The sequence below is a fragment of the Achromobacter kerstersii genome (assembly GCF_902859595.1).
Classification (GTDB): Bacteria; Pseudomonadota; Gammaproteobacteria; order Burkholderiales; family Burkholderiaceae_B; genus Achromobacter; species Achromobacter kerstersii.
Window position 1 is genome coordinate 36407 of sequence record NZ_CADIJQ010000005.1, and the last position, 24663, is coordinate 61069.

The 24663-nt window shown below is 64.8% G+C and carries 23 protein-coding genes; 16 read left to right on the forward strand and 7 right to left on the reverse strand.

Annotation, left to right across the window (positions count from 1 at the left end; genetic code table 11):
• Positions 1–92 precede the first annotated feature (92 nt).
• From HV765_RS15955 to HV765_RS15970, 4 genes are all read left to right on the forward strand, one after another.
• Complete coding sequence (locus tag HV765_RS15955) at positions 93–947, forward strand: MBL fold metallo-hydrolase (protein ID WP_175170319.1); 855 nt, start codon at positions 93–95, stop codon at positions 945–947.
• A 90-nt stretch (positions 948–1037) separates the two neighbouring features.
• Positions 1038–2504 carry a polyphosphate:AMP phosphotransferase gene (pap, locus tag HV765_RS15960; RefSeq protein WP_054420712.1) on the forward strand — a complete coding sequence of 489 codons (1467 nt, stop codon included), beginning with the start codon at positions 1038–1040 and terminating at the stop codon, positions 2502–2504.
• A 42-nt stretch (positions 2505–2546) separates the two neighbouring features.
• A complete protein-coding gene (locus HV765_RS15965) occupies positions 2547–2996 on the forward strand; it encodes a GNAT family N-acetyltransferase (RefSeq protein ID WP_175170320.1) in 450 nt (149 codons plus the stop codon).
• Complete coding sequence (locus HV765_RS15970) at positions 2993–3457, forward strand: HIT family protein (protein ID WP_175170321.1); 465 nt, start codon at positions 2993–2995, stop codon at positions 3455–3457. Before HV765_RS15965 ends, HV765_RS15970 begins: the two co-directional genes overlap by 4 nt.
• Here the strand turns inward: HV765_RS15970 and HV765_RS15975 are convergent.
• Positions 3447–4613, reverse strand: coding sequence for a glycosyltransferase (locus HV765_RS15975; RefSeq protein WP_420840122.1), 1167 nt, complete (start codon positions 4611–4613; stop codon positions 3447–3449). The two genes, HV765_RS15970 and HV765_RS15975, sit on opposite strands and share 11 nt — an antisense overlap.
• Positions 4600–4989, reverse strand: coding sequence for a hydrogenase (locus HV765_RS15980; RefSeq protein WP_175170323.1), 390 nt, complete (start codon positions 4987–4989; stop codon positions 4600–4602). Before HV765_RS15980 ends, HV765_RS15975 begins: the two co-directional genes overlap by 14 nt.
• Positions 4990–5304: 315 nt before the next feature.
• Between HV765_RS15980 and nhaA the strand changes: the two genes are divergently transcribed.
• Positions 5305–6534, forward strand: a complete 1230-nt coding sequence (nhaA, locus tag HV765_RS15985; RefSeq protein WP_175170324.1) for a Na+/H+ antiporter NhaA — start codon at positions 5305–5307, stop codon at positions 6532–6534.
• A 4-nt stretch (positions 6535–6538) separates the two neighbouring features.
• Here the strand turns inward: nhaA and HV765_RS15990 are convergent, their stop codons facing one another.
• Positions 6539–7183, reverse strand: a complete 645-nt coding sequence (locus HV765_RS15990) for an N-acetylmuramoyl-L-alanine amidase family protein (RefSeq protein WP_175170503.1) — start codon at positions 7181–7183, stop codon at positions 6539–6541.
• A gap of 263 nt (positions 7184–7446) precedes the next feature.
• Between HV765_RS15990 and HV765_RS15995 the strand changes: the two genes are divergently transcribed.
• The 4 genes from HV765_RS15995 (at position 7447) to HV765_RS16010 (ending at position 12577) form a co-directional block, all read left to right on the forward strand.
• Positions 7447–8232, forward strand: coding sequence for a 3-hydroxybutyrate dehydrogenase (locus HV765_RS15995; protein ID WP_175170325.1), 786 nt, complete (start codon positions 7447–7449; stop codon positions 8230–8232).
• Positions 8233–8395: 163 nt separating this feature from the next.
• Positions 8396–9157: a uracil-DNA glycosylase gene (locus tag HV765_RS16000; RefSeq protein ID WP_175170326.1), complete on the forward strand. Its 762-nt coding sequence runs from the start codon at positions 8396–8398 to the stop codon at positions 9155–9157.
• A gap of 278 nt (positions 9158–9435) precedes the next feature.
• On the forward strand, positions 9436–11250 hold the full coding sequence (locus tag HV765_RS16005) for a DEAD/DEAH box helicase (protein WP_054420720.1): 1815 nt from the start codon (positions 9436–9438) through the stop codon (positions 11248–11250).
• Positions 11251–11389: 139 nt separating this feature from the next.
• A complete protein-coding gene (locus HV765_RS16010; protein ID WP_175170504.1) occupies positions 11390–12577 on the forward strand; it encodes a class I SAM-dependent methyltransferase in 1188 nt (395 codons plus the stop codon).
• A gap of 55 nt (positions 12578–12632) precedes the next feature.
• Here HV765_RS16010 and HV765_RS16015 read toward each other — a convergent pair whose 3' ends face one another.
• Positions 12633–13736, reverse strand: a complete 1104-nt coding sequence (locus tag HV765_RS16015; RefSeq protein ID WP_175170327.1) for a tRNA nucleotidyltransferase/poly(A) polymerase-related protein — start codon at positions 13734–13736, stop codon at positions 12633–12635.
• Entirely contained in the window at positions 13733–15868 is a 2136-nt protein-coding gene (locus tag HV765_RS16020; protein ID WP_175170328.1) for a lytic transglycosylase domain-containing protein, read from the reverse strand. The genes HV765_RS16015 and HV765_RS16020 overlap by 4 nt, the downstream gene beginning before the upstream one ends.
• Positions 15869–16010: 142 nt before the next feature.
• On the opposite strand from HV765_RS16020, the gene HV765_RS16025 reads away from it, so the two are divergent.
• The 7 genes from HV765_RS16025 to HV765_RS16055 all read left to right on the forward strand — a co-directional run bounded on the left by HV765_RS16025 (position 16011) and on the right by HV765_RS16055 (position 23364).
• The gene (locus tag HV765_RS16025; protein ID WP_175170329.1) at positions 16011–16688 is read left to right on the forward strand and encodes a 5-formyltetrahydrofolate cyclo-ligase; all 678 of its coding nucleotides are present in this window, start codon (positions 16011–16013) and stop codon (positions 16686–16688) included.
• Positions 16689–16955: 267 nt separating this feature from the next.
• Positions 16956–18386: a circularly permuted type 2 ATP-grasp protein gene (locus HV765_RS16030; protein ID WP_054420724.1), complete on the forward strand. Its 1431-nt coding sequence runs from the start codon at positions 16956–16958 to the stop codon at positions 18384–18386.
• A gap of 2 nt (positions 18387–18388) precedes the next feature.
• Complete coding sequence (locus tag HV765_RS16035; RefSeq protein ID WP_054420725.1) at positions 18389–19363, forward strand: alpha-E domain-containing protein; 975 nt, start codon at positions 18389–18391, stop codon at positions 19361–19363.
• 13 nt (positions 19364–19376) lie between these two features.
• A complete protein-coding gene (locus HV765_RS16040) occupies positions 19377–20180 on the forward strand; it encodes a transglutaminase family protein (RefSeq protein ID WP_054420726.1) in 804 nt (267 codons plus the stop codon).
• Between the two features lie 78 nt (positions 20181–20258).
• Complete coding sequence (locus tag HV765_RS16045) at positions 20259–21122, forward strand: proteasome-type protease (RefSeq protein ID WP_054421354.1); 864 nt, start codon at positions 20259–20261, stop codon at positions 21120–21122.
• Positions 21123–21445: 323 nt separating this feature from the next.
• Entirely contained in the window at positions 21446–22237 is a 792-nt protein-coding gene (locus HV765_RS16050; protein ID WP_175170330.1) for a DUF3800 domain-containing protein, read from the forward strand.
• Between the two features lie 128 nt (positions 22238–22365).
• Entirely contained in the window at positions 22366–23364 is a 999-nt protein-coding gene (locus HV765_RS16055) for a tripartite tricarboxylate transporter substrate-binding protein (RefSeq protein ID WP_054420727.1), read from the forward strand.
• Between the two features lie 116 nt (positions 23365–23480).
• On the opposite strand, the gene metF is transcribed toward HV765_RS16055, so the two are convergent.
• Both metF and HV765_RS16065 read right to left on the reverse strand, forming a co-directional pair.
• Entirely contained in the window at positions 23481–24323 is an 843-nt protein-coding gene (metF, locus tag HV765_RS16060; protein ID WP_054420728.1) for a methylenetetrahydrofolate reductase [NAD(P)H], read from the reverse strand.
• On the reverse strand, positions 24323–24658 hold the full coding sequence (locus tag HV765_RS16065) for a phage holin family protein (protein ID WP_006224804.1): 336 nt from the start codon (positions 24656–24658) through the stop codon (positions 24323–24325). The genes metF and HV765_RS16065 overlap by 1 nt, the downstream gene beginning before the upstream one ends.
• Between the last annotated feature and the right edge of the window lie 5 nt (positions 24659–24663).

Consider the following 24663-nt stretch of genomic DNA (forward strand, 5'->3'; position numbering starts at 1 on the left):
CAGGTTCGGCGGGCTAGTAATTTTTCATTATATTGACGGATAAACTATCAAACAATATTATTTAAAAATATATATTGTTCCCAGCGGCCACCATGAATCCCCACATCCAAGCGTTTTTCGATCCGGTCACCGCCACCGTCACCTATGTGGTGCACGACGGCAGCGCCTGCGCCATCATCGATTCGGTGCTGGACTACGACCCCAAGTCCGGGCGCACTCACACGGGCAGCGCCGACCAGGTGGCCGAGTATGTCCGCGCACAGGGGCTGACGCTTCAGTGGCTGCTGGAAACCCACGCCCATGCCGACCACCTGTCCGCCGCGCCGTACTTGCAGCGCCAGCTGGGCGGCGTCATCGCCATCGGCCAGAGCATCCGCACCGTGCAAGGCGTGTTCAAACGCGTCTTCAACCTGGAGCCCGAATTCCAACTGGACGGCTCACAGTTCGGCCGCCTGTTCACCGATGGCGAGACCTTCAAGATCGGCACGCTTACCGCCACGGCCATCCACGTGCCGGGCCATACGCCTGCCGACATGGCCTACCTGATTGGCGACGCCGCCTTCGTGGGCGACACGATGTTCATGCCGGATGTCGGCACGGCGCGCTGCGACTTCCCCGGCGGCGATGCGCACCAGCTGTACCGGTCGATCCAACGCCTGCTTGGCCTGCCCGGCGGCACGCGTCTCTTCATGTGCCACGACTACCCGCCCAATGGCCGCGACGCGCATTGGCAAACCACGGTGGCCGAGCAGCGCCACGCCAACATCCACGTGCGCGACGGCATCAGCGAAGCGGAATTCGTCGCCATGCGCACCAAGCGCGACGCCACGCTCTCCATGCCCACGCTGATCCTGCCCGCCATCCAGGTCAACATCCGCGCGGGCCACTTTCCGCCGCCCGAAGACAACGGCGTGCGTTATCTGAAGATTCCCGTCGACGGACTCTAGGGCCGCAATAGGCTCGCAATGCACTTGCGCGCCTGAAACTTATCCCGCAAGATCGCCCGATCAACCGATTGCCGATCAGACGGATTGCCCATGTTCGCAGAAGCCGAAGCCGACCCCAGCCTGTCCAAGGACGAATTCAAACCGCTGGAGGAGCGGCTGCGCGTCGCCCTGCTCAACGCGCAATACGAACGCCTTGAGAAGCGGGAAAAAACCCTGTTGGTGGTGGTGGCGGGGATAGACGGCGCGGGCAAAGGCGCCACCGTCAATCTGCTGAACGAATGGATGGACCCGCGCCACATCAAGACGCTGGCCTACGGGCCGCCCGAAGGAGAAGAGCAGGAACGCCCCCCGTTTTGGCGCTACTGGAAAGATCTGCCGCCCAAGGGCAGCACGGGCATCGTGTTCGGCTCGTGGTACGCGCCGTTGATCATCGAGTCCGCGCGCAAGAAGCCCAACCAGGAATATATCGAAGCGCACTCCGCCGCCATCCGGCACTTTGAAGCGATGCTGGCCGCCGAAGGCGTGCAGATTGTGAAGCTGTGGTTTCACCTGTCGGCCAAGGCGCAAAAGGACCGCGCCCAGCGTCTGCTGGCCAGCCCGGAGACCTCGTGGCAGGTCAGCCCGGTAGACCTGAAGGTCTACAAGAAATACGAGCGCATTCGCAACGGCGGGCAGATCGTCGTGAATCATACCGACAGCGGCCACGCGCCCTGGGTGGTGATTCCCAGCGCCGACGAGAACATGCGTTCGGTTCGCACGGCCGAAGCGGTGCTCACCGCGCTGCGCCAGCGTGGCGTGCCGCGCATTCCCCAATCGTTCCTGGCGCATTCCCGCCCGGCCCGCATCGTCGACCGCCTGGGCAAGCTGGATTACGACGCCAAGATCGACAAGGACGATTACGAATCCGAGCTGGGCCTGCTGCAAGGCCGGCTGGCGCGCGCCGCGCGGTCCAAAGCCTTCCAGGAGCGTTCGCTGATTCTGGTGTTCGAAGGCCAGGACGCCGCTGGCAAAGGTGGCGCGATCCGCCGCGTGACGCACGCCTTGGACGCCCGCCAGTACGACATCACGCCGGTTGCCGCACCGAATAGCTACGAGCTGTCGCGGCCCTATCTGTGGCGCTTCTGGCGGCACTTGCCGCGCCATGGCCGCGTCGCTATTTTTGACCGCTCCTGGTATGGCCGCGTGCTGGTCGAACGGGTGGAAAAGCTGATCACGCCGGCCCATTGGCGCCGCGCCTATGCCGAGATCAATGACTTCGAACAACAGCTGGCCGCAAGCGGCGCGCTGGTACTGAAGTTCTGGCTGGCGGTGACGGCGGACGTGCAGCTCGAGCGCTTTCAAGAGCGCGAGAAATCGCCCTTCAAGAATTTCAAGATCACGCCTGACGATTGGCGCAACCGCGAGAAATGGAAAGACTATGCGGCGGCGGCCAACGAGATGCTGACGCGCACGGATGTGGGCCACGCGCCCTGGCATCTGGTGTCCGCCAACGACAAGCGTTACGCTCGTCTGCAAGTGCTGCGACACATCGTCGAAGCCATGGAAGAAAAGCTCTGAATTCCTCTCCCCTGATCCGCATCCGCCAGGAGGCTTTGCGCCATGAGTACCGCTGAAATCCGCCCCATCGTCGCCGCCGACTTCGACGTCTGGCTGCCGCTGTGGAAGGGCTACCAGGAGTTCTACCGCGTCAACATCGATGACGCCGTAACCCGCAACACCTGGGCCCGCTTCCTGGACCCCGCCGAACCCATGCACGCAGCGCTGGCGTATGAAAACGGACGCGCCATCGGCATGGTGCACTGGATCTTCCACCGTTCTACCTGGACCGCGGGCGATTACTGCTACCTGCAAGACCTGTACGTGGACCCCGACGTGCGTGGCACGGGCGCAGGCCGCAAGCTGATCGAACACGTGTACGCCGAAGCCGCCGCCGCCAACGCCGCGCGTGTGTATTGGCTGACCCATGAAACCAATGCCGCGGCCATGCAGCTTTACGACCGCATTGCAGACCGCTCAGGCTTCCTCCAATACCGCAAGGTGATGGCGTGAGCGCTCGCGACCCGAACTGTCCGCTGTGCCAGGAAGACGGCGGCACCGTGCTGTGGCGCGGGCCGCATCTGCGCGTGATCGAGGTAGACGACGCCGACTATCCCGGCTTCACCCGCGTGATCTGGAACGGCCATCTGGCCGAGATGACAAGCCTGTCCACGCATGGGCGAGACCTGCTGATGCGGGCCGTGTACGCCGTCGAAGAGGCGCAGCAATCCATCTTGACGCCGGACAAGATCAACCTGGCGTCGTTGGGAAACATGGTGCCGCATCTGCACTGGCACGTGATCCCGCGCTGGCGCGGCGACCGCCACTTTCCTGATCCGATCTGGGCCGCGCCGCGCGTGGCGGCCGGCGCCGAACCGGCGGATTGGGCGGAACGCCAGGCGCGCACGCAAGCGCTGCTGCCGCGCTATCGCAACCGGATCGTTGAGGCGATGAACGCGCTGCTCATGCACTGAGCGCGGCGCGACGGGGCCGCCCCCGTTCGGCTAGCCAGTGCGTGTATGCACGCTCGACCTGATCCGCCGCGCGTTCGGCGGTGAACAGCCCCAGGCCACAGATCAGGTGACGGCCGGCATCTCCCATTCGGCGGCGCAGATCGGGGTCGGCCAGCAGCCTGTCCAATGCGCTGGCCAGCGCGGCGGGATTGTGCGGCGGCACCAGCAGGCCGGTCACCCCTTCCACCATGGTTTCAGGCACGCCGCCCACGGCCGTACCCACCACCGGCACGCCCATTGCCGCGGCTTCGATGAACACGGTGCCCAGGGCCTCGCGGTGAGTCGGCAACGCGAACACGTCAAAGGCCTTCAGCACATTGGCAATGTCGTCCCGCCGCCCCAGGAAATGCACCCGCGACGCCAGGCCCAGGGTTGCCACCAGCGCGTGCAATTGGCTCAGCACCGGCATGCCGTCGCCCACCAACACCAGGTGCGCCGACGGGAAGCGGGCGGATACATGCAGGAAGGCGTCGATAAGATCAGCATGGCCCTTGTCGGCCCGCATCACGGCGACGCAACCCACCACGAGAGCGTCGTCCGGCAAACCCAATTCGCGCCGCACGCAAGCGCCTTCGCGCAACTGCGGCAACTCCACCGGGGAATGAATGGTGGCGACGGACCCGGGCCGCGCACCGCCATCCAGCAGCTGCTTGCGCACGAACCGGCTGACGGCAATGACCCGATGCGCCAGCCACGTATAGGCATAGAGGGAACGGATGGGGTTGGCCAAATGGCGCGTGCGCACGATCAGCGGCGTGCCGGCCAGCCGGGCGGCCAATGCCGCCAGCACGGTATCGCGACGGCTGTGGGTGTTGAGCACATCAAAGCGTTCGCGCCGCAGCAGGCGGTGGATAACCGCGACGCTGCGCAAGAAATTGAAGGGGCCGTCCATCACGGTGTGGTGCACGGTGAAACCGGCTTGCGCCAGACGATCGCCCAATTCCGCCCCCGGCTGGCAGACCAGTTCCAGATGATGGCCGCGCTTGCGCATGGCGATCATCTCTTTGTAGATGCAGAACTCCTGACCCCCAAACGACGTGGCGGCCTCGGTGTGCAGGATGCGCAGGCCGCCGGTGGCCCGGGCGCCGCGCGGCGCAGGGGAATTACGCATCGTCATGCCCCTTGGCCTGCACCGGATGGAGATCATTCCACGCGCGCCCCTCAAGGAGCAGGAAGGCTTCAAGGTAGGCGTAGTCTTCCGGGTTCAGCGGCGCCGCGCCGTGCGCCTGACGATCATGGACGCATTCCGACGCAACCAAGCGTTGCTTTTGCCAGACGCGGATAGCGCCCATCGGCGACATCGAAAACTCTGCGCCGTCGCGGCGCCACGTCTGCACCCGCGCGCTGGGTACCAGGCGCGTAAGTTGATAGACCCCGTTTGACGCGGCGTCAGCGGGTGGCGTCAACGACAACCCGATGTCCACCAAGCGAGGTATGGCGCTGGCGGTCGAAAGCGTGTGAGTTAAAACGGAAAGGGAAGGCAGGAAGGGCATCGCATCGCACTCATAACAAGGCGTTATTGCATTCCGCCCGAGGCGCAAAATGTTCGAGAACTTTCTTATTCTTGTAGGCATTGCGGGTCATTAATATTCCCCGTCGCCATACATCTCGTGATGATCGGCTGCTCAGACCACCCGACGCAGCAACACCCTGCTCGAAAACCCGCTTCCGGCCACAGCCGGCTCTCCATCAGCGGGCCTCAGGATGACAGCAAAATGGCACGCATTTCGCCGACAATGCCCGGAATTTTCCTATCGTTCAGGTAAAATTCAGCTCTATTTTTCGCAACCCGAATCCAGGAATTTCCTTTGACCCACGTGGTAACCCCGCACCCTCGCCCCTCATTTCTTCAGGCCTTTCTGCGCTCCGAGGCGCTCGGCGGCTACGTGCTCATGGCGGCCGCGCTGGCCGCGTTGATCATCGCCAACAGTCCGGCAGCGCCGCTCTACTTTGATGTGCTGGGTAGCAAACTGGGTTTCCAGGCGGGCCCCATCGTGCTGCGCGAGACGGTGCTGCACTGGATCAATGATGGCCTGATGGCCGTGTTCTTCCTGCTGGTCGGGTTGGAAATCAAGCGCGAAGTGCTGGACGGCCAGTTGCGTGGCGTCTCGCGCATCGTCTTGCCGGGTATCGCTGCGCTGGGCGGCATGGTCGCGCCCGCCTTGATCTACGTGCTGATCAACATCGGCAGCCCTGAAACGCTGCGCGGCTGGGCCATTCCCGCCGCCACCGATATCGCGTTCGCGCTTGGCATCCTGGCGCTGCTGGGCAGCCGCGTGCCGACATCGCTGAAAATCTTCCTGACCGCGCTGGCCATCCTGGATGACCTGGGCGCCATCATCATCATCGCGCTGTTCTATACCGCGCAGCTCAAGGTGGTGGCGCTGGCCATGGCGGGCGCGCTGCTGGTCTGCCTGTTCTGCCTGAACCGCGCGGGCGTCACACGCCTGACCCCGTATCTGCTGATCGGCGCTGTGCTGTGGTACTTCGTACTGAAATCCGGCGTGCATGCAACGCTTGCCGGCGTGGCGCTGGCGCTGACCATCCCGCTGAGCCCGCGCAATGCCGGCAAGCCCGGCGCCCATTCCCCCTTGCATGATCTGGAGCACGCGTTGCACAAGCCGGTCGCCTTGCTGATCGTGCCGATCTTCGGCTTCGCCAACGCGGGCGTGTCGTTTGCCGGGATGGGCCTGGCCAGCCTGGCGCAGCCTGTGCCGATGGGTGTGGCGTTGGGCCTGTTCCTGGGCAAGCAGCTGGGCGTGTTCGGTTTCGCGTGGCTGGCCATCAAAGCCGGCGTCGCCAGCCTGCCACGCCATGCCACGTTCACGCAGCTGTACGGCATCGCCTTGCTGTGCGGCATCGGCTTCACGATGAGTCTGTTCATCGGTGCGCTGGCCTTTACCGATGCCGCGAACGTTGACGCCACGAAGATCGGCGTGCTGGCGGGTTCACTGGCCTCTGGCTTGATTGGCTTCCTGTTGCTGCGTATCAAGCCCGCAGCGCCATCGGAAGACGTGGCGCACCAAGCCGCCTCCTGACTGCCTACGGCTGCTGGCAAGCGTGCGCGCCATCGGCAATCGCACGCGCCAGCCGGTCAATGACCTCGGGCCGGGCCAGGCGGCGCTCTTCGTCCGGGTTCACAATCACCCCCACCTCGACCAGCACACCGGCCATCGGCGCGGTCTTCAGCACCGCCAGGTTATCGAAGCGCTGCACGCCAAGCCGGGCGTCAATCACGGGCCGGCTTTCGCCCACGATCGGGTCCGCGTGATACAGCGACGGCTTCTCGCCCGCGGCCAGCAGCTGTTCGCCAATTGCCCGGGCGCATCGCACGCTCTGCTCGTATCGGGGATTGCGCGATGACACGAAGACGGCGTAGCCCGAGAACTCGCGCTGACGGCCCGCATCGATCAGCCACTGCTGCATGGAATCGTGGTGAATCGAGACAAAAAAATCCGCGCGCGGCGCGATCCTTGAGCGCTTGCCCAGATCTATCTCGGCGCCATCGGCGGCCACTTGCGTCACACGGTCGCCCATGACGCGCAACGCCATCGCCACGCGGTTGCTGATGTCCAGGTTGTACAGATACTCAACCCGCCCGCTCGCGCCGGTAGCGCCGGGGCGAGCGGGCGTGTGGCCGGTGTCCACCACGATATGCGCCGCGTGCGCGGGCAGTGCGGCAAACATCGCGGCGATGCACAGCGCCGTGCGGCGCGCCAGCCGGGGAAGGCGAGTGATAAATGGAAATGCCACGCGGCTGACCGCCTAGAGGAATGTAGGGCGTCGTGGGAAGGGCTCCCGCCGCCGGTTGGGGCGGATTCTCGCGCAGCGCCCCGGCGGACGCAATGATCCGATTCGATTCCGAGACAAAAACGACACGGGCATTCAGCCTGCGCTCAAGCTGAAGGACTACGATCAAGACTTGGCATTCCCCACCAGGAGGTTGCAGCATGAACTCGTTGAATGGAAAAGTCGCCGTTGTCACCGGCGCGGCCAGCGGTATCGGCAAGGAAATTGCACTGACGCTCGCCCGCGCAGGCGCCACCATCGCGATTGCCGACCTGAATCAGGCGGGCGCGGACGCGGTGGCCAAAGAAATTGAACAGGCCGGCGGCAAGGCGATGGGCGTGGCCATGGACGTCACCAGCGAACACGCCGTGAATCAAGGCATCGACAAGGTGGCGGCCGCCTACGGCAGCATCGACATCCTGATCTCGAACGCCGGCATCCAGATCGTCAACCCGATCGACAAGTTCGCCTTCTCGGACTGGAAGAAGATGCAGGCCATCCACGTGGACGGCGCCTTCCTCACCACCAAGGCGGCGCTCAAGCACATGTATCAGGGCGATCGCGGCGGCGTGGTCATCTACATGGGCTCGGTGCATTCCCACGAAGCTTCGCCGTTGAAGTCGGCCTATGTGGCCGCCAAGCACGCGCTGCTGGGCCTGGCGCGCGTGCTGGCCAAGGAAGGTGCCGCGCATAACGTGCGCTCGCATGTGATCTGCCCGGGCTTTGTGCGCACGCCGCTGGTTGAAAAGCAGATTCCCGAGCAAGCCAAAGAGCTGGGCATCAGCGAAGAAGACGTTGTGAAAAAGGTGATGCTGGGCGACACGGTGGACGGCGTGTTCACCACCGTTGAAGACGTGGCGCAGACCGCGCTGTTCCTGTGCACCTTCCCCAGCGCGGCGTTCACCGGCCAGTCGTTCGTGGTCAGCCACGGCTGGTATATGCAGTAGGTGAGTTTGGGGTCTGCCACGGCTGGGACATGCAGTAGGCGGGTTTGGGGTCAGCCGCGGCTGGCATGTGCGGGGCGGGTAGATGCAGTAGCGGATTGCAGTAGCTGATCGGTCCGCGTGCGGCACGCCGGACAATCCGCGCCGCTATGCCAAAATTGCGCCCATGCCCCTCGATAACCGCCTGCTACCCAACACCCTCGCCGCTCAGACGGCGCAACTTCCCGCCGCCTGGGCGGCCGCTTTTGCGCCGCGCGCCGTGGCCGACGCCTTGGCCGCCGCCACCGCGCATGTGGAAAAGCGGCTTGCCGAAGGCGCGGTCGTGTATCCCGCTACGCCCTTTCGCGCGCTGCACGGCATGGCGCCGTCAGACGTGCGCGTGGTGATTCTGGGCCAGGACCCGTACCACGGCGCGGGCCAGGCCCAAGGCATGGCGTTCTCGGTCCCGGACGACTGCAAGCGCCCGCCCAGCCTGCGCAACATCTTCAATGAAATCGCCGCAGAGTTTCCCGGCACGGCCGTACCCGCGGGCAACGACCTGAGCCCCTGGGCCGATCAGGGTGTGCTGCTGTTGAACACCGCGCTTACCGTGGAAGACGGCCAGCCCGCCTCGCACGCCAAACGCGGGTGGGAAACGGTGACGGATGCATTGATTTCGCTGGTGGCCCGCGACCCCTCGCCCAAGGTCTTCATGCTGTGGGGCGCGCATGCGCAGGCCAAGCGCTTGTTGCTGCCCGACAACAGCGGCCATCTGATCCTGATGTCCAACCACCCCTCCCCGCTGTCCGCCCGCAGGCCGCCCGTTCCGTTTCTGGGCTGCGGCCACTTCCTGACCACAAACCAGTGGCTGGTAAACCAAGGGAAAAACCCTATTGATTGGGGACTGGACAAAAAAATAATTTCCTTGCATGGCGAATTCGGGTTATGATCGCCGCACTGCACAAAACGAGTTCGGCATTTACCGCCTTGATTTAGCGGAATTTTTTGCAGTCTGCCGGGCAGTCTAGCCCCGGCCCCATGCCGAACTATCATCGATTCCTGACCTCCTTTCCTTTCGCCCTGCGTTCCAATCTGTATACGAGAACGCGCCATGCGCACGGTTGATTCGGTCGGCACGATGCTCCATCAACCGTCGCCTGGATCCGGCCGCCTAATCCCCTGGCCCGACCAAGCACTGCGTCGCATTGATTGCGGCAAGGGAAAGTAATGTCTTTCGAAAACCTGGGTCTTGCACCCGCTCTGTTGTCGGCCGTCCAAGAAGCTGGCTTCAACACCCCCACCGCCGTCCAAGCTGCTGCCATTCCGCAAGCGCTGGCCGGTCACGACCTGATGGTGTCCTCGCAGACGGGCAGCGGCAAGACCGCCGCCTTCATGCTGCCGGCCCTGCACCGTATTGCCCAGATGCCCGCCAACAAGGGCGTCGGCGTGCAAGTGCTGGTGCTGACCCCGACCCGCGAACTGGCTCTGCAAGTTACCGAAGCCACCGCCACCTACGGCCGCAAGCTGGCTGACCTGCGCACCGCCACCGTCGTCGGCGGCATGCCCTACGGCGCGCAACTGAAGGCGCTGTCGCGCCGCGTTGACGTGCTGGTCGCCACCCCCGGCCGTCTGATCGATCACCTGCAATCGGGCCGCGTCAAGCTGAACACCGTGCACACGCTGGTGCTCGACGAAGCCGACCGCATGCTGGACATGGGCTTCATTGAAGACATCGAAACCATCGTCAGCCGCCTGCCGGAAGATCGCCAAACGCTGCTGTTCTCGGCCACGCTGGACGGCACGATCGCCAAGCTGGCTTCGAAAATGATGCGCGACCCGCAGCGTATCGAGCTGGCTGGCGCCAAGGAAAAGCACACCAACATCACGCAAAGCCTGCTGTACGCAGACGACGCTGGCCACAAGATGCAATTGCTGGATCACGTGCTGCGTGACGCCAAGCTGGATCAAGCCATTGTCTTCACGTCCACCAAGCGTGGCGCCGATGACCTGGCCGACCGCCTGGCTGACCAAGGCTTTGCCGCCGCCGCCCTGCACGGCGACATGAACCAGCGCCAGCGCACCCGTACCCTGTCGCAACTGCAACGCGGCCAGCTGCGTATTCTGGTTGCCACCGACGTTGCCGCCCGCGGCATCGACGTGCAAGGCATCAGCCACGCTGTGAACTTCGACCTGCCGATGCAAGCCGAAGACTACGTGCACCGTATCGGCCGTACCGGCCGCGCCGGCCGCAGCGGCCTGGCGTTCACGCTGGCGACGCACTCCGAGCGCCACAAGGTTCGCCGTATCGAGCACTACATCGGTCAAACGATTACGGCGGAAACCATCGCCGGTCTGGAACCCAAGCGCACGCCCCGTCCGTCGGCCGGTGGCAGCGGCGCCCCGCGTGGCGGCAAGCCGTTTGGCAAGCGCCCCGGTGGTTTCGGTGGTTCGCGTCATGAAGGCGGCTACCAAGGCAACCGCGAAGGCCGTTCCTTTGCCGGCCCGCGTGAAGGCGGCGCTCCCCGTGGCGAGTTCAAGCCGCGTGAAGGTGGTTACCAAGGCAACCGCGACGGCGCCCCGCGTGAAGGCGGCTACCAAGGCAATCGTCCTTTCGGCGACCGCCCGGCCCGTTCGTTCAGCGATCGTCCCAGCTTCGGTGATCGTCCCCAGCGCGAAGGCGGCTACCAGGGCAATCGTCCCTTCGGCGACCGCCCCCAGCGTGAAGGCGGCTTCCGTGGCGGTGACCGCGATGCGCGTCCCAGCTTCGGCGGCGACCGCCCCAGCTTTGGTGATCGTCCCCAGCGCGATGCCCGCCCGTTCAGCGAGCGTGCTCCCCGCGAAGGCGGTTTCCGCGGTGGTGACCGTGACGCCCGTCCGAGCTTCGGCGATCGCCCCAGCTTCGGCGACCGTCCCCAGCGCGAAGGCGGCTTCCGCGGCGGTGACCGTCCGGAAGGCGGTTTCCGTGGCGCCAAGCCCTCGTTCGACAAGCGCCCCGGCGGCCCCGCCAAGCGCTTCGCCAAGCCGGCTGATCGCCGCGGCTAATTCGCCCGCTTGATCCCCTAACAAACCCCGCGCCCGTCGCGGGGTTTGTTTTTTGGGGTCACCAACAGATGCGGCCACGCCCCCAGCGGGGCCGTTCTTTTTTTGGGAAAATGCGCCCATGACCACGCCTTCCTCGACCATGCAACGCCCCGCGCCCGCCAACCTGCCCCCGCTGTCCCCCGCCGCCCAGCAACATAGCGACGCCACCGCCGCACACCTGCGCGCCGCGATCATCGCCAATGGCGGCTGGCTGCCGTTTGATCACTGGATGGCCGAAGCGCTGTACGCGCCCGGGCTGGGCTATTACGCCGCAGGCAACGTCAAGCTGGCGGATGGGGATGACGACGCCAAGACGCCTGCGGGCGATTTCGTCACCGCCCCGCAATTGACCCCGCTCTTCGCACGCACCATCGCCCGTCAGGCGGCGCAGGTGCTGCGCCAGACACAAACGCAAGCCGTGCTGGAGTTTGGCGCCGGCACCGGCGCGCTGGCCGAAGGCGTGCTGCGCGAGCTGGATGCGCTGGGGCTGAACCAGACGCAGTACTTGATCCTGGAAGTTTCGGCCGACTTGCGCGCGCGTCAGGCCGAGCGGCTGGCGCCGTTCGGCAGCCGTGTGCAATGGCTGGACGCGCTGCCCAATACCTTTGCCGGTTGCGTGCTGGCCAATGAAGTGCTGGACGCGATGCCGGTATCGCTGTTTTGCTGGGGCGAAGATGGCGCCGTGCTGGAGCGCGGCGTGTCGCTGGATGCCGATCAGCATTTCGCGTGGGCCGACCGCCCTGCCGCGCCCGCGCTTGCCGCCGCCGTCGCGGCGCGCATGCCTGCCCTGCCGGGCTATGTGTCGGAAATCAATCTGCAAGGCGAAGCGTGGATTGCCGCGATGGGCGCCTGGCTGGAACGCGGCGCGGCGCTACTGATCGACTACGGTTTTCCGCGCAGTGAGTACTACCATCCGCAGCGCGCGGGCGGCACGCTGATGTGCCATCTGCGCCATCACGCGCATGGCGACCCCTTCACCGCCCCCGGGTTGCAGGACATCACCGCGCACGTGGATTTCACGGCCATGGCGGACGCGGCACTGGAAGCCGGCTTGCAGGTGCTTGGCTATACGTCGCAGGCGCGCTTTCTGATGAATGCGGGGCTGATGGATCTGCTGGCGCAGTTGGACCCGTCGGACGCGCAACAGTACGCGCAGGCCGTCGCGCCCGTGCAGAAGCTGCTGTCCGAAGCCGAGATGGGCGAACTCTTCAAGGTGCTGGCCGTGGGCCGGGGCATGACGGAACCGCTGGCTGGCTTTGCGCGCGGCGACCGTCTGGGCAAGCTGTAAGGACGTCAGGCGGAGGGCGCGGCATGTTGGCCGCGCCGCCCCGTTCCTGCAAGCGTCAGCCCACCTGCAAGCTTTCCAGTTGTTCCAGCCGCGCCTGGCGCACGCTGTCCTTGATGCGGGCCGGGTCGCCTGCGCAGGCCTTGGCAATAGCCCCCGCATCCACACCGCGCACAGCATCCACGCGTGATTGCCACGCGTCGGTATCCACGGGCTGCAAGATGGCAGCCGTTTTCAAGAGATCAAAAAAGCGTTCCGGTTTGCGCAAGGCGTCGGCGCGTTCCATCAGCGCCAGCTGCGCGTCGGGGCCGCCTTGCTCGGTGGCGTTCAAGCCTGCCAAGACCTCGGGCAGCAGTCGGGCGTAATCATTGCATTCGGTCGGCACGCGCATGCGCCGCCCCAGCGCCTCGCGTTCAGGCGTCAGCCGGCACAGCAAGGCGTAGCGCCCCGCCATCGACAAGCCCGACTGCGCCGCACGATCGACATCCGCGCCGGCTTCCTCCACGCCTTGCAGCTCGGGCATCACGCGCGCGAGCGCGCCGGAATCCTGCAACACGCCCAACATGCGCGACGGCTTTTTCGCCATCAGCCCGCGCGACAATTCCTTCCAGACCCGTTCGGCCACCAGCGCATCGGCCTCGCCGGCGTCCACCATGTGGCGGCACAGCGCCATCGTTTCCGGCGCGATGGTGAAATCGTCAAAGCGCGCGGCGAAACGTCCCAGCCGCAAGATGCGCACCGGGTCTTCCTGGAACGCGTCGCCCACATGCCGGAAGACGCGCGCGCGCACATCGGCCGCGCCGCCCAAGGGGTCGACGAGTTCACCGTCTTGCGTCTGGGCGATGGCGTTGACGGTCAGGTCGCGGCGGCGCAGGTCTTCTTCCAGCGTGACATCGCTGCCGGTGTAGAACGTAAAGCCCTTGTAGCCGCGGCCGGACTTGCGCTCGGTGCGCGCCAGCGCGTATTCCTCTTTGGTGCGCGGGTGCAGGAAAACGGGGAAGTCACCGCCCACCGGGATGAAGCCACGGCGGGCCATGTCTTCGGGCGTAGCGCCCACCACGACCCAGTCGTGATCGCCGGGGCGCAGGCCAAGCAGGGCATCACGCACCGCCCCGCCCACGATATACACCTGCAAGCCGTCGATGGCCGGATCTGGCGTCATGGAATCGACGTGCTTTCGGCGCCCAGCGGCACGATGTTGCCCAGCCGTTCCTTCAAGGACTGCGACTGCCCGCTGAACATCGCCGCGTAGTAGACGGCGTTGGACATCACGTTCTTCACGTAGGTGCGCGTTTCGTTAAACGGGATGGTCTCGGCGAAGATTGCGCCTTCCACGGGATGCGAGAACGTCGAGCGCCAGTTGTGCGGGCGGCGCGGCCCGGCGTTGTAGCCTGCGCTGGCCAACATTTGCGAGCCGTTCAAATCGCGCAGCACCATGTTCAGGTAGTTGGTGCCGAGCTCGGTGTTGGTGTCGAAATCGTTCACGCTGGCGGGCGTGAAATCGGTCATGCCGATCTTGCCCGCAACCCACTTGGCGGTGGCCGGCATCAGCTGCATCAGGCCGGAGGCGCCCACGTGCGAACGCGCATCCATGATGAAGCGCGATTCCTGGCGGATCAGCCCGTAGACCCAGGCCGGGTCCAGCGCGATGGCGTTTGCCTTGGCGGTGACGCGCCCTTCAAACGGCGCGATGAAGCGCTGGCTGAAGTCGAATTCCTTTTCGGTGCGGTCAGACGTATTGACCACGCGATCAAAGATATTTTCGGCGCGCGCCAGTTCGGCAGCGGCCATCAGTTGGCGGTCGCTCATGCCGCGCAGCGTGTAGTTCCATTCCGGCACGGCTTCGGCCCGCCAGCCCAGGCGGAACAATTGCACGGCGCGTTGCAGGCCCGGGTTGGCGCGGGCTTCGGCGATTTCGCGATCGCTGACGGGCGCGGGGCGCGGCGGCACGTTGATGCGGCGGCCCAGTTCTTCGGCCGACAACTGGCCGTAGAAATCGAAACGGTCGGCAATGCCGGCGTACAGCGCGTTGGCTTGTTCCTTGCGGCCGGTTGCGGCCAGGCCGCGCGCCTTCCAGTACACCCACGACGTATCGTCGCGCTGCGAGGCGGGCATCTCGTCGATGGACTCGATGACCCACTTCCAGTCGATCTTCGGTTGGCGCAACGCGGCGCGCACCTTCCAGCCCGCGTTGTATTCCGTCATGCGGATGTGGCCGGCCTCGTGATACCAGTCGTCGGCGCGGCTATCCAGTTTCAGCGCGGCCATCAGCGCGTACTGGCCGCGCACCCAGGCCAGATTCGGCTTGGACATGGACTTGGCCCATTCGCGGCGCATATACGAATCCGCCACGCTGACATCCGACCGCGCCAGCCGGGCCAGCGCGATGTTCACCAGTTCTTTCTCGTTGCGGCCCACGGGCATGCGGTCTTGCCGCGTCAGCCACTTCATGGGGTCCTTCATCATGGCGTCGTACGTCTTCAGGTCGCGCGCCTCGAACATGTACTGCACGAGCTTGCGGGCGTCTGTGGTCTTGTCGGCCTCGATGGCGTCGCGCAACTGCGGTTCCAGCTGATCCCAGCCCAGAATGTTGTCGGCGACCAGCTGGTCATACAGCGCCCAGCACGAGCCCCCCGGTGCAAACACCGCCTGCGCCTGCGCGGCCGTGGCGCGCTGGCCGGTCATGTGCTTGGCGTCCAGGATGGCGCATTCGATCTGGGCGTTGCTATTCTTCACGGGCGCCAGCTTGCGCACGGTTTCGAAGTCGCCGCTGCGGGCGGCGGCCAGCAGCCAGTCGCCACGCAAACGGTCAGCCAGGTAGGCGTCGTTATTGCTGCTGATGAAACGTTGCAGGTCAGCGGTGGGCCGGCCCGTGGCGGGCGGCGTCCACAGCTGATAGCGCAGTAGCCAGTATTCGGGGTACATGCCCAGCGTGTCGGATTTAGCCTGGGGCACCAGCGCGCCCAGCACCGACCACTGCTTGCGGTTCATGGCTTCGCGCGCGGCAACCACGGCGGCAAGCGCGGGCGTGTCGGCTGTGGGAGGCAGGCCGGCCAGCACGGCCGGCGGCACCGAAATCACGGGCTGCGCCGCTTGGGCAGCGGCCTGGGGTTGGGGCTGGGTATTGACGGCGGCGCTGCGTTGTTGCGCATCAACCGGCGCACAGGCGGCGGTGAACAATGCCAGCAGCGGCAGCCAGCGGCGCAAGCCGGCGCGAGGGTCCGAGGTGAAGGGGGTACGCGGGGATTTCCGGGCGGTTTTCTGATACCGTCGCGATTGCAGGGTCTGTGTCATGCGGTGTCCCTCATTTGCCGACCTACACTGCAACCTACACCGGCCATGCACGCACCGGCCTTGCCCGCCAGCATGCCGACTTCCTGCATGCCCGATTCCAGCACGTTCGCCTTCATTGTCCATCCCCCATCACAGCCACTGCATGACTACGCAAAATACTCCAGAGGATACCGCAGTCCAGCACCGCACGCGATTGCGGAAACTGCGTGCCGAATTGCCCGAAGACCAGCGCAGCCGTGGCGGTTTGCTGATGCGCGCGCGGCTCTTCACGTGGCTGAATGTGGCGCGTGACGAAGCGGTGCGCGCCGGCCGTGCCGCGCCGGCCACCGTCGCGGCCTTCTGGCCCATGGCGGATGAACCCGACCTGCGCCCGCTGCTGTCGCAATGGGTGGAAAACGGGGTGGCCGTGGCGCTGCCGGTGGTCCGCACGCGCAACGCCCCGCTGGCCTTCCTGCCCTGGACGCCCGAGGCCGAACTGCGCGCCGGCCCCTACGGCATCCAGGAACCCGCCGCTGGCGACGAGGTGCTGCCCGACGTGATCCTGGTGCCCACGCTGGGCTATACCGAGCAAGGCGACCGCCTGGGCTACGGCGGCGGTTACTACGACCGCACGCTGGCCGCCCTGCGCGAACGCGGCCACCCGTTCGTCACCATCGGCATCGCCTGGAGCTGCGGCGAGCTCGACGCTGACTACGAACCCGCCCCGCACGACTTCCCGCTGGACGCCGTGCTGACTCAGGACGGCTGGGTGCCGCACGCCCCGCTTGAGCAAGGCGCGACGGGCAGCGGCACCACGCTGCACACCTACCGCATGAACTGACGCACCAGAACCGCCCCGGCGGTTTGCACCAATCTGGTGCAATTAGATTTCCAGCGTTTCCCCCGCGGGCTTGCCGAGCCCCTCGGCCACTGCGGGGATGGCGTTTCCGCGCGCTTCAGAGGATATTGTGCCCAGGGCCGCCGCCTGCCCTGAAAGCTGGCATGCGGGTTGCTTATTGTTTGGGACCGGCCACACATCGGCCGGGTTATGACCGTGTGCAAGGCTGCCGCCTGCAAGCCGGCCGCCAGCACTAGCATCGGAGGAGCCATGAAGGACAGACCATCCCGTCCAGCCGCTTTTGACGAAATGCGCGACAGCGCAGGCGGCATACGCTCCCAGTACCAGGCCTTCGAGCGCTGGCATCAAGAGCAATCGGCCGAGGCCATGGCCGTACGGCGGCTTGAAGCAGACCTGAGCTTTCGCCGCGTCGGCATCACCTTTTCGGTGGCGGGCGACGCCGCCGGCACCGAACGCCTGATTCCCTTCGACCTGATTCCCCGGGTCATTCCCGCCGACGAATGGCGGCATCTGGAAGCCGGCTTGAAGCAGCGCGTACGCGCGCTGAACATGTTCATCCACGACATCTATCACGGCCACGACATCGTGCGCGCCGGCATCGTGCCGGCCGAACAGGTGTTCCTGAACGCCCAATACCGCCCCGAAATGCAGGACGTGGACGTGGCGGAAGACATCTACTGCCACATCGCCGGGGTCGACATCGTGCGCGCGGGCGCAGGCGAGTTCTACGTACTGGAAGACAATCTGCGCGTGCCCTCAGGCGTGTCCTACATGCTTGAGAACCGCAAGATGTCGATGCGGCTGATGCCCGATGCGTTCAGCCGCATCAAGGTCGAACCGGTGGCGCACTACCCCGACCTGCTGCTGGACAACCTGCGTGAAGTCGCGCCGCACGGTGGCGACGACCCGACCGTCGTCGTACTGACGCCGGGCATGTATAACTCGGCCTACTTCGAACATGCGTTCCTGGCGCAGCAGATGGGCGTGGAGCTTGTTGAAGGGCAGGATCTGTTCGTGGAACAGAACACCGTCTACATGCGCACCACGCAAGGCCCGCGCAAGGTGGACGTCATCTACCGCCGCCTGGACGACGACTTTCTTGACCCGCTGTCCTTTCGCGCCGACTCCGCGCTGGGCGTGCCGGGTCTCTTGTCGGTGTATCGCGCCGGCCGCGTCACGCTGGCCAACGCCATCGGCACCGGCATCGCCGACGACAAGTCCACCTATCTGTACGTGCCGGACATGATTCGGTTTTACCTCAGCGAAGAACCCATCCTGTCGAACGTGCCGACCTGGCGCTGCGGCCGGCCTGACGAGCTGTCCCACGTGCTGGCCAACATGCACGACCTGGTCGTGAAGGAAGTACACGGCGCAGGCGGCTACGGCATGCTGGTGGGCCCCTCGTCCACGCGCGCCGAAGTCGATGCGTTCAAGGACCGCGTGCGCGCCAACCCGGCCAACTACATCGCGCAGCCCACGCTGGCGCTGTCCACCATCCCCACCTATGTGGAATCCGGCGTGGCGCCCCGCCACGTTGATCTGCGCCCCTACGTGCTGTGCGGCAAAGACATCCGCACGGTGCCAGGCGGACTGTGCCGCGTGGCGCTGACCGAAGGCTCGCTGGTCGTCAACAGCAGCCAGGGCGGCGGCACCAAAGACACCTGGGTTCTGGAGGACTGAACATGCTGAGCCGTACCGCCGACAACCTGTTCTGGATGTGCCGATACACCGAACGCGCCGAGAACACCGCGCGCATGCTGGACGTGAATCTGCAGATGTCGCTCTTGCCGCAAGACCCGCAAACGCGCGAAGGCTCGTGGCTGGGTGTGCTGCGCATTTCCGAGCTGCAGGGCCTGTACCAAAGCAAGTACGCATCCATCTCGCCCAACGATGTCCTGCAATACATGGTGCGCGACCCGGAGAACCCGTCGTCCATCTATTCCTGCATGCGCGCCGCCCGCGAGAACGCGCGCGCCGTGCGCGGCAGCCTGACCACCGAAGTCTGGGAGACCTACAACACAACGTGGCTGGAACTGCTGAAGCACCTGCACACCGGGCTGCTTGAACGCAACCCGGGCGAGTTTTTCGAATGGGTGAAGTTCCGTTCGCATCTGGCGCGTGGCGTCACCATCGGCACGATGCTTGAAGACGAAGCGCTGTACTTCCTGCGCATCGGCATGCACCTTGAACGCGCGGACAGTACCGCGCGCATGCTGGACGTGAAATTTCATGAACGCGGCAGCAACGGGTCGCACGAAGCGCGCGCCGAACCCACCGGCAACGCCGCGCTGCAAAGCGAGTTCTATCGCTGGTCGGCGCTGCTGAGTTCCGTGTCGGGGCTGGAGATCTACCGCAAGGTGTATCGCGACGTCATCACGCCAGACCGCGTCGCGGAACTCTTGATCCTGCATGGCGACATGCCGCGTTCGCTGCTGGCATCGATGCGCGCGGTGGCCGAGGACCTGGCGCGCGTGTCCAACCAGCGCTCGACCGAAACGGAGCGCCGCGCGGGCATGCTGTGCGCCGAACTGCAATACGGCCGCGTCGAAGACATCCTGGACAGTGGACTGCATCAGTACCTAGACCACTTCCTGGACCGCATCAACGACCTGGGCAACCGGATCAGCCAGGACTTCCTGGTCCCGCTGTCGGCATAACACGGAGACAGCAATGAAACAGTTCATCACGCACGTCACGCATTACCGCTACACCGCGCCGGTCACCTACAGCATCCAGACCTTGCGCCTGACGCCGCGCGACGACGAACACCAGCGCGTGCTGCGCTGGAACATCGAAGCGCCTGGCGCGCTGGAAAAACAGGTGGATGCGTACGGCAACATCACGCACACGCTGACCCTGAACCACCCGCACACCGACATCGAATTGCGCGTGACGGGCCAGGTGCAGGTTGCGCCGCTGATGCGCGGGGTGCTGGGCAGTGAAGACAGCCGCCTGCCGGTACACGCCTATTGCGTGCAGACGCCGCTGACGCAGGCCGACGACACCATCATGGCCTTCGTTCGAAACGTGTTGCCCAACGGACTGACCACGCCGGACGACATCCTGGCGCTGGCCAACGCCATCAGCGACCGGGTGGCCTACGAGCCCGGCACCACCGACGTCACCACTGCCGCCAACCAGGTGCTGGCGATGGGCCATGGCGTCTGCCAAGACCACGCCCACCTGTTCCTGGCCTGCGTGCGCGGCCTGGGCGTGCCGGCCCGCTACGTCAGCGGCTACGTCCACACCACCACCGAACACTCGGCCAGCCACGCCTGGGCCGACGTCTGGCTGGCCGACATTGGCTGGACCAGCGTCGACATCACCAACCGCCAATTCGCCTCTGACAGCCATTGCCGGCTGGCCGTGGCGCGCGACTACGACTCGGCGTCCCCAATACGCGGCGTGCGCAGCGGCGGCGGCGAAGAATCCATGGAGATCAGCGTGCAGGTGCAGACGTCCGGCCAGCAGTAAACGCCCTGCCCGCACCGGTCAGCACGCCGGTGCCCGCGCCGCAATACAATGCGGCGTGGTTTTTCCGAATTTTCAATCATGACCTATTGTGTAGCCGCCCGCCTCGACGCCGGCCTGGTTTTCCTCTCTGACTCCCGCACGAACGCGGGCGTCGACCAGATCAGCGTTTTCCGAAAAATGACCGTCTTCGAGCGCCCGGGCGACCGCGTCATGGTCCTGATGACTTCAGGCAACCTGGCCGTCAGCCAGGCCGTGCTGCACGCACTGGCCCGCCAGCACGACGATGGCGGCGACACCATCTGGAACGCCGCCGATCTCTTCGAAGCCACCCGCTGCGTCGGCGCCGCCGTGCGCGAGGTCTACCACCGCGAAGCCCCCGCGCTGCACGAGCAAGGCGTGGACTTCAACGTCAGCATTATTTTCGGGGGACAGATTGGCGGCGAACGCTGCCGCCTGTTCCAGGTGTATTCCGCGGGCAACTTCATCGAAGCCAGCCAGGAATGCCCATACTTCCAGATCGGCGAAGCCAAATACGGCAAGCCCATCCTGGACCGCGTGCTGCGCCCCGACACGTCTCTGGACGAAGCCGCCAAGTGCGCGCTGATTTCGATGGACTCCACGCTGCGCTCGAACATCTCGGTAGGGCTGCCGCTGGACCTGCTGGTCTACGACACCGACGCGCTGCGCGTCACGCACTTCGCCTGCATCGACGAAAACAACGAGTACTTCCGCATGATCCGCGGCACCTGGGGCGAACGCCTGCGCCAGGTCTTCGCCGAAATCCCCGACCCGCTGTGGACCAACCCCGATGACCCCGGCTCACTGGTGCCGCTGTCCCGCGTGCATCAGCCGCTGCGCATCGAACCGGTCAACGCGCCACAACCGAACTACCCCACCCCGCAAGTGCTGGCCGAAGATCCGGGGAAGGATCAGGCGAGTTAAACAGGCATTCACTACGACGTGGGTAATTCAGTCTGATAGACGCGGTTCCGATCACCGTTGTCGCCAATTCAAGGCGAAACCGATTGCGCAACCGCGCTCGCTTGGCCTAAAGTCCTTTCAACGCATGTGCCAGTCACATGCCCACCCTCCGAGGCCCGCCGCAATGTATTGCTGCGGGCTTTCGTGTTCTTGAACGCCAGCAATGACTTCCGTCTCGATGTGAAGCGTGACATTTCCGCGCACAGTCTGAAAACTGCGCAGGGGCATGCGTCCTACACTGCCTGGCATCAAAGGCCCGCACGAGGTGCGCAGAGGATGTCGTCATGCATTACGTCGTGTATCTGGACGAGTTCGGCCATATCGGCCCCTTCATCTCCCGCAATCATGAAACACACAAGACCAGCCCCGTCTTCGGATTCGGGGGATTCGTCTTGCCCGTGGAAGCGGTACGAGACTTCGCGATCTATTTTTACCAACTGAAGTGCCGCCTGTTGAAGTTGGAACTGGAACGCCAGGGCAGCCCGGCCTATCGATGGGAAAAAAAGGGCGCGCAACTCTATACCGTGCGCAACGTGCAAAAGTATCGAGAGCTCCGTACCGCAACAGCCCGGCTGCTTAACCAGATAACCCGGCTGGGCGGGCACGTCATCTATAGCGGGGAACACAAAACGGCTGACGCGGCGGCTCACCGGCCGGCAGAGGTGTTTCAACACCATCTGTTGCGGCTCATCCGGCAGGCCGATCAGTTCTGCTCGGCTCGACAAGCCACATTCATGTTGCTGCTAGACGAACAGCAGGCAGGAAACTCCTGGCGCGAAATGCATGTCGAGGCGTGCACGCTCGCCATGTTTGAGGCCACGACTGACAAATGCCGAATGCTGATCGAACCCCCGATCCAAGGCGAGAGCTATCTCTTTCAAACCCTTCAGTGCGCAGACTGGATATGCGGCCTGATCGGCAGGCTATGCGCTTATCGGGTCGCAGCAAATCAATATGAAGACTGGGAAATATTTCATCGGTACTTTCATGACCGCATGGAAGCCGTAGCGCTACCTTGCAGCGGACTTGCCCGCGCGATGCCCTCATCGCTCACCCGTTCGCCAAATACAGCGTAACCCCCCCTTTCCCCTTGCCGAAACCCGGCTTGTGAAACGGCGAATTCTCATCCTTGGGCCCTCGGGCCACACTGGTATCTGCCCGCGTGCTGTTCGCGGGGCACCAGAACAATCACAAGGAGCGAGACATGCCCTCTTTTTTCGCGCGCGCGGCAACGCGTGCTGCCTGGCCGATGTTGGCCTTGTCCTGCCTGGCCTGGGGTTCCGCCAGTGCGCAAGGCGCTTATCCCAACCATCCCATTTCGCTCGTCGTCCCGTTTGCGGCGGGCGGGCCGACGGATGTGGTGGCGCGCAGCCTTGGGGCGTCCATGGCCAAGACGCTGGGGCAAAGCGTCATCATTGAAAACCGCACGGGTGCGGGCGGCACGCTGGCCTCGCAGCATGTGGCGCGTTCGGCGCCGGATGGCTACACCTTTCTGATCCATCACAACGGCATGGCGACGGCGCCTGCGCTGTACCGCAAGCTGTCGTTCAACCCGCTGACGGACTTTGCCTACGTCGGCCAGGTGGCGGATGTGCCCATGACATTGCTGGGCCGCAAGGACCTGCCGGCCGATGGCATGGCGGGCTTCGTCAAGTACGCCAAGGAAAACGGCAACAAGATCAACCTGGCCAACGCCGGGCTGGGCGCGGTGTCGCAACTGTGCGGCATGTTGCTGCAAGAGTCGCTGGGCGTGCAGTTCACGACCGTGCCGTATGCCGGCACGGCCCCGGCGATGACGGCGCTGCTGGGCGGTCAGGTGGACGTGTTGTGCGACCAGACCACGCAGACCATTCCGCAGATCAAGGGCGATCGCGTGAAACTGTTTGGCGTCACCACGCTGGAGCGCATCAAGGCGCTGCCCGATGCGCCGACCTTGCAGGAAGGCGGGTTGAAGGGCTTTGAGGTCAAGGTGTGGCACGGCGTTTACGCGCCCAAGGGCACGCCGCCGGAAGCCGTTGCCAAGTTCAATGCGGCGTTGCGCGCGGCGCTGAAAGACCCGGCGTTCACGCAGAAGATGGCCGAGCTGGGCGCAGAAATCGTGCCGGAAGCGAAGCAGACGCCGGAAGGCTTGCAGACCTGGTTGCAATCCGAGGTGGACAAGTGGGGCGGCGTGATCCGCAAGGCGGGCGTGTACGCGGACTGAGGTCAACGATAACTGCCGCTGCAAAACTGCCGCTGCAACAACGCCGCTACAACAACGCAGGAAAAAAAAGGCCGGCATCTTTCGATGCCGGCCTTTGTCGTCACTGGAAGCAGCGATTACTTCGCCAGTTCCTTCCACACCGCAAGCGGGGCTTCCGCGTGGTTCAAGGTGTAGAAGTGCAGGCCCGGCGCGCCGTTGTCCAGCAGGGTCTGGCACAGCTCGGTCACGACATCCACGCCGAACGCGCGGATGGAAGCCTTGTCGTCGCCAAACTCCGCCAGCCGCAGGCGAATCCAGCGCGGCACTTCCGCGCCGCACATTTCCGAAAAACGCAGCAGCTGCGTGTGGTTCGTGATGGGCATGATGCCCGGCACGATCGGCACGCGCACGCCCTTGGCCTGGGCCCGGTCGACAAAGTCGAAGTAGGCGTCGGCGTTGAAGAAATACTGCGTGATGGCCGCATCGGCGCCGGCGTTCACCTTGGCCACGAAATGGTCCAGGTCGGCCGACGGGTTCGTGGCTTGCGGATGCATTTCGGGATAGGCCGCGACTTCGATGTGAAACCAGTCGCCCGTTTCCTCGCGGATGAACGAGACCAGCTCATTGGCGTAGCGCAGTTCGCCCGCATCACCGCCCATGCCCGAAGGCAGGTCGCCGCGCAATGCAACCACGCGCCGCACGCCTTCGTTCTTGTAGGTCTGGAGGATGTCCCGCAATTCCTGGCGCGTGGCGCCCACGCACGACAAGTGAGGCGCCGCATCGCAGCCCAGGTTGCCCAGCGTGCGCACGGCGTCCGCCGTGCCGGCACGCGTGGAACCCCCCGCGCCGAACGTCACGCTGACGTACTTGGGCTGGATGGCCAGCATCTGCTTGGCCGCGCGGACCAGCCGCTCTTGGCCGGCCAGGTCGCGCGGGGGAAAGAACTCCAGACTGAAAGCGGGGGAAGTCGAGTCAGACATTAGGGAATCAGTTTGGTAAGCAGGCCAGAGATGATGCTGTACAGAATGGCACCGCCCACGGCCCACCAGAACCCGTTGACCTGGAAGCCCTTCAGCACGGAGCCGACGAACCAGAACAACAAGGCGTTGATGACAATGAGGAAGAGCCCGAGGGTGACGATCGTGATGGGCAAGGTCAGCAGCACAAGCACGGGCTTGACCAGCATGTTCACCAGACCCAGCACCAGCGCGGCGATCAGCGCCGAACCGAAACTGGCCACGGCAATGCCGGGCAAGAGGTAAGCAACAGCCAGCAGGGCCACCGCGTTCAGAATCCAGACGAGTATCAATGTCACCATGT

Bases quoted from the DNA above. Each gene is read 5' to 3' on its own strand.
- HV765_RS16005 (WP_054420720.1), top strand. From the start codon at position 9,436: ATGTCTTTCGAAAACCTGGGTCTTGCACCCGCTCTGTTGTCGGCCGTC.
- HV765_RS16015 (WP_175170327.1), bottom strand. From the start codon at position 13,736: ATGACGCCAGATCCGGCCATCGACGGCTTGCAGGTGTATATCGTGGGC.
- HV765_RS16025 (WP_175170329.1), top strand. From the start codon at position 16,011: ATGACTACGCAAAATACTCCAGAGGATACCGCAGTCCAGCACCGCACG.
- HV765_RS16045 (WP_054421354.1), top strand. From the start codon at position 20,259: ATGACCTATTGTGTAGCCGCCCGCCTCGACGCCGGCCTGGTTTTCCTC.
- HV765_RS16000 (WP_175170326.1), top strand. From the start codon at position 8,396: ATGCCCCTCGATAACCGCCTGCTACCCAACACCCTCGCCGCTCAGACG.
- HV765_RS16040 (WP_054420726.1), top strand. From the start codon at position 19,377: ATGAAACAGTTCATCACGCACGTCACGCATTACCGCTACACCGCGCCG.
- HV765_RS16030 (WP_054420724.1), top strand. From the start codon at position 16,956: ATGAAGGACAGACCATCCCGTCCAGCCGCTTTTGACGAAATGCGCGAC.
- HV765_RS15995 (WP_175170325.1), top strand. From the start codon at position 7,447: ATGAACTCGTTGAATGGAAAAGTCGCCGTTGTCACCGGCGCGGCCAGC.
- HV765_RS16020 (WP_175170328.1), bottom strand. From the start codon at position 15,868: ATGACACAGACCCTGCAATCGCGACGGTATCAGAAAACCGCCCGGAAA.
- HV765_RS15955 (WP_175170319.1), top strand. From the start codon at position 93: ATGAATCCCCACATCCAAGCGTTTTTCGATCCGGTCACCGCCACCGTC.
- HV765_RS16055 (WP_054420727.1), top strand. From the start codon at position 22,366: ATGCCCTCTTTTTTCGCGCGCGCGGCAACGCGTGCTGCCTGGCCGATG.
- HV765_RS15975 (WP_420840122.1), bottom strand. From the start codon at position 4,613: ATGACGATGCGTAATTCCCCTGCGCCGCGCGGCGCCCGGGCCACCGGC.
- HV765_RS15990 (WP_175170503.1), bottom strand. From the start codon at position 7,183: ATGTTTGCCGCACTGCCCGCGCACGCGGCGCATATCGTGGTGGACACC.
- HV765_RS15965 (WP_175170320.1), top strand. From the start codon at position 2,547: ATGAGTACCGCTGAAATCCGCCCCATCGTCGCCGCCGACTTCGACGTC.
- HV765_RS16035 (WP_054420725.1), top strand. From the start codon at position 18,389: ATGCTGAGCCGTACCGCCGACAACCTGTTCTGGATGTGCCGATACACC.
- HV765_RS15980 (WP_175170323.1), bottom strand. From the start codon at position 4,989: ATGCCCTTCCTGCCTTCCCTTTCCGTTTTAACTCACACGCTTTCGACC.
- HV765_RS16010 (WP_175170504.1), top strand. From the start codon at position 11,390: ATGCAACGCCCCGCGCCCGCCAACCTGCCCCCGCTGTCCCCCGCCGCC.
- pap (WP_054420712.1), top strand. From the start codon at position 1,038: ATGTTCGCAGAAGCCGAAGCCGACCCCAGCCTGTCCAAGGACGAATTC.
- HV765_RS16050 (WP_175170330.1), top strand. From the start codon at position 21,446: ATGCATTACGTCGTGTATCTGGACGAGTTCGGCCATATCGGCCCCTTC.
- metF (WP_054420728.1), bottom strand. From the start codon at position 24,323: ATGTCTGACTCGACTTCCCCCGCTTTCAGTCTGGAGTTCTTTCCCCCG.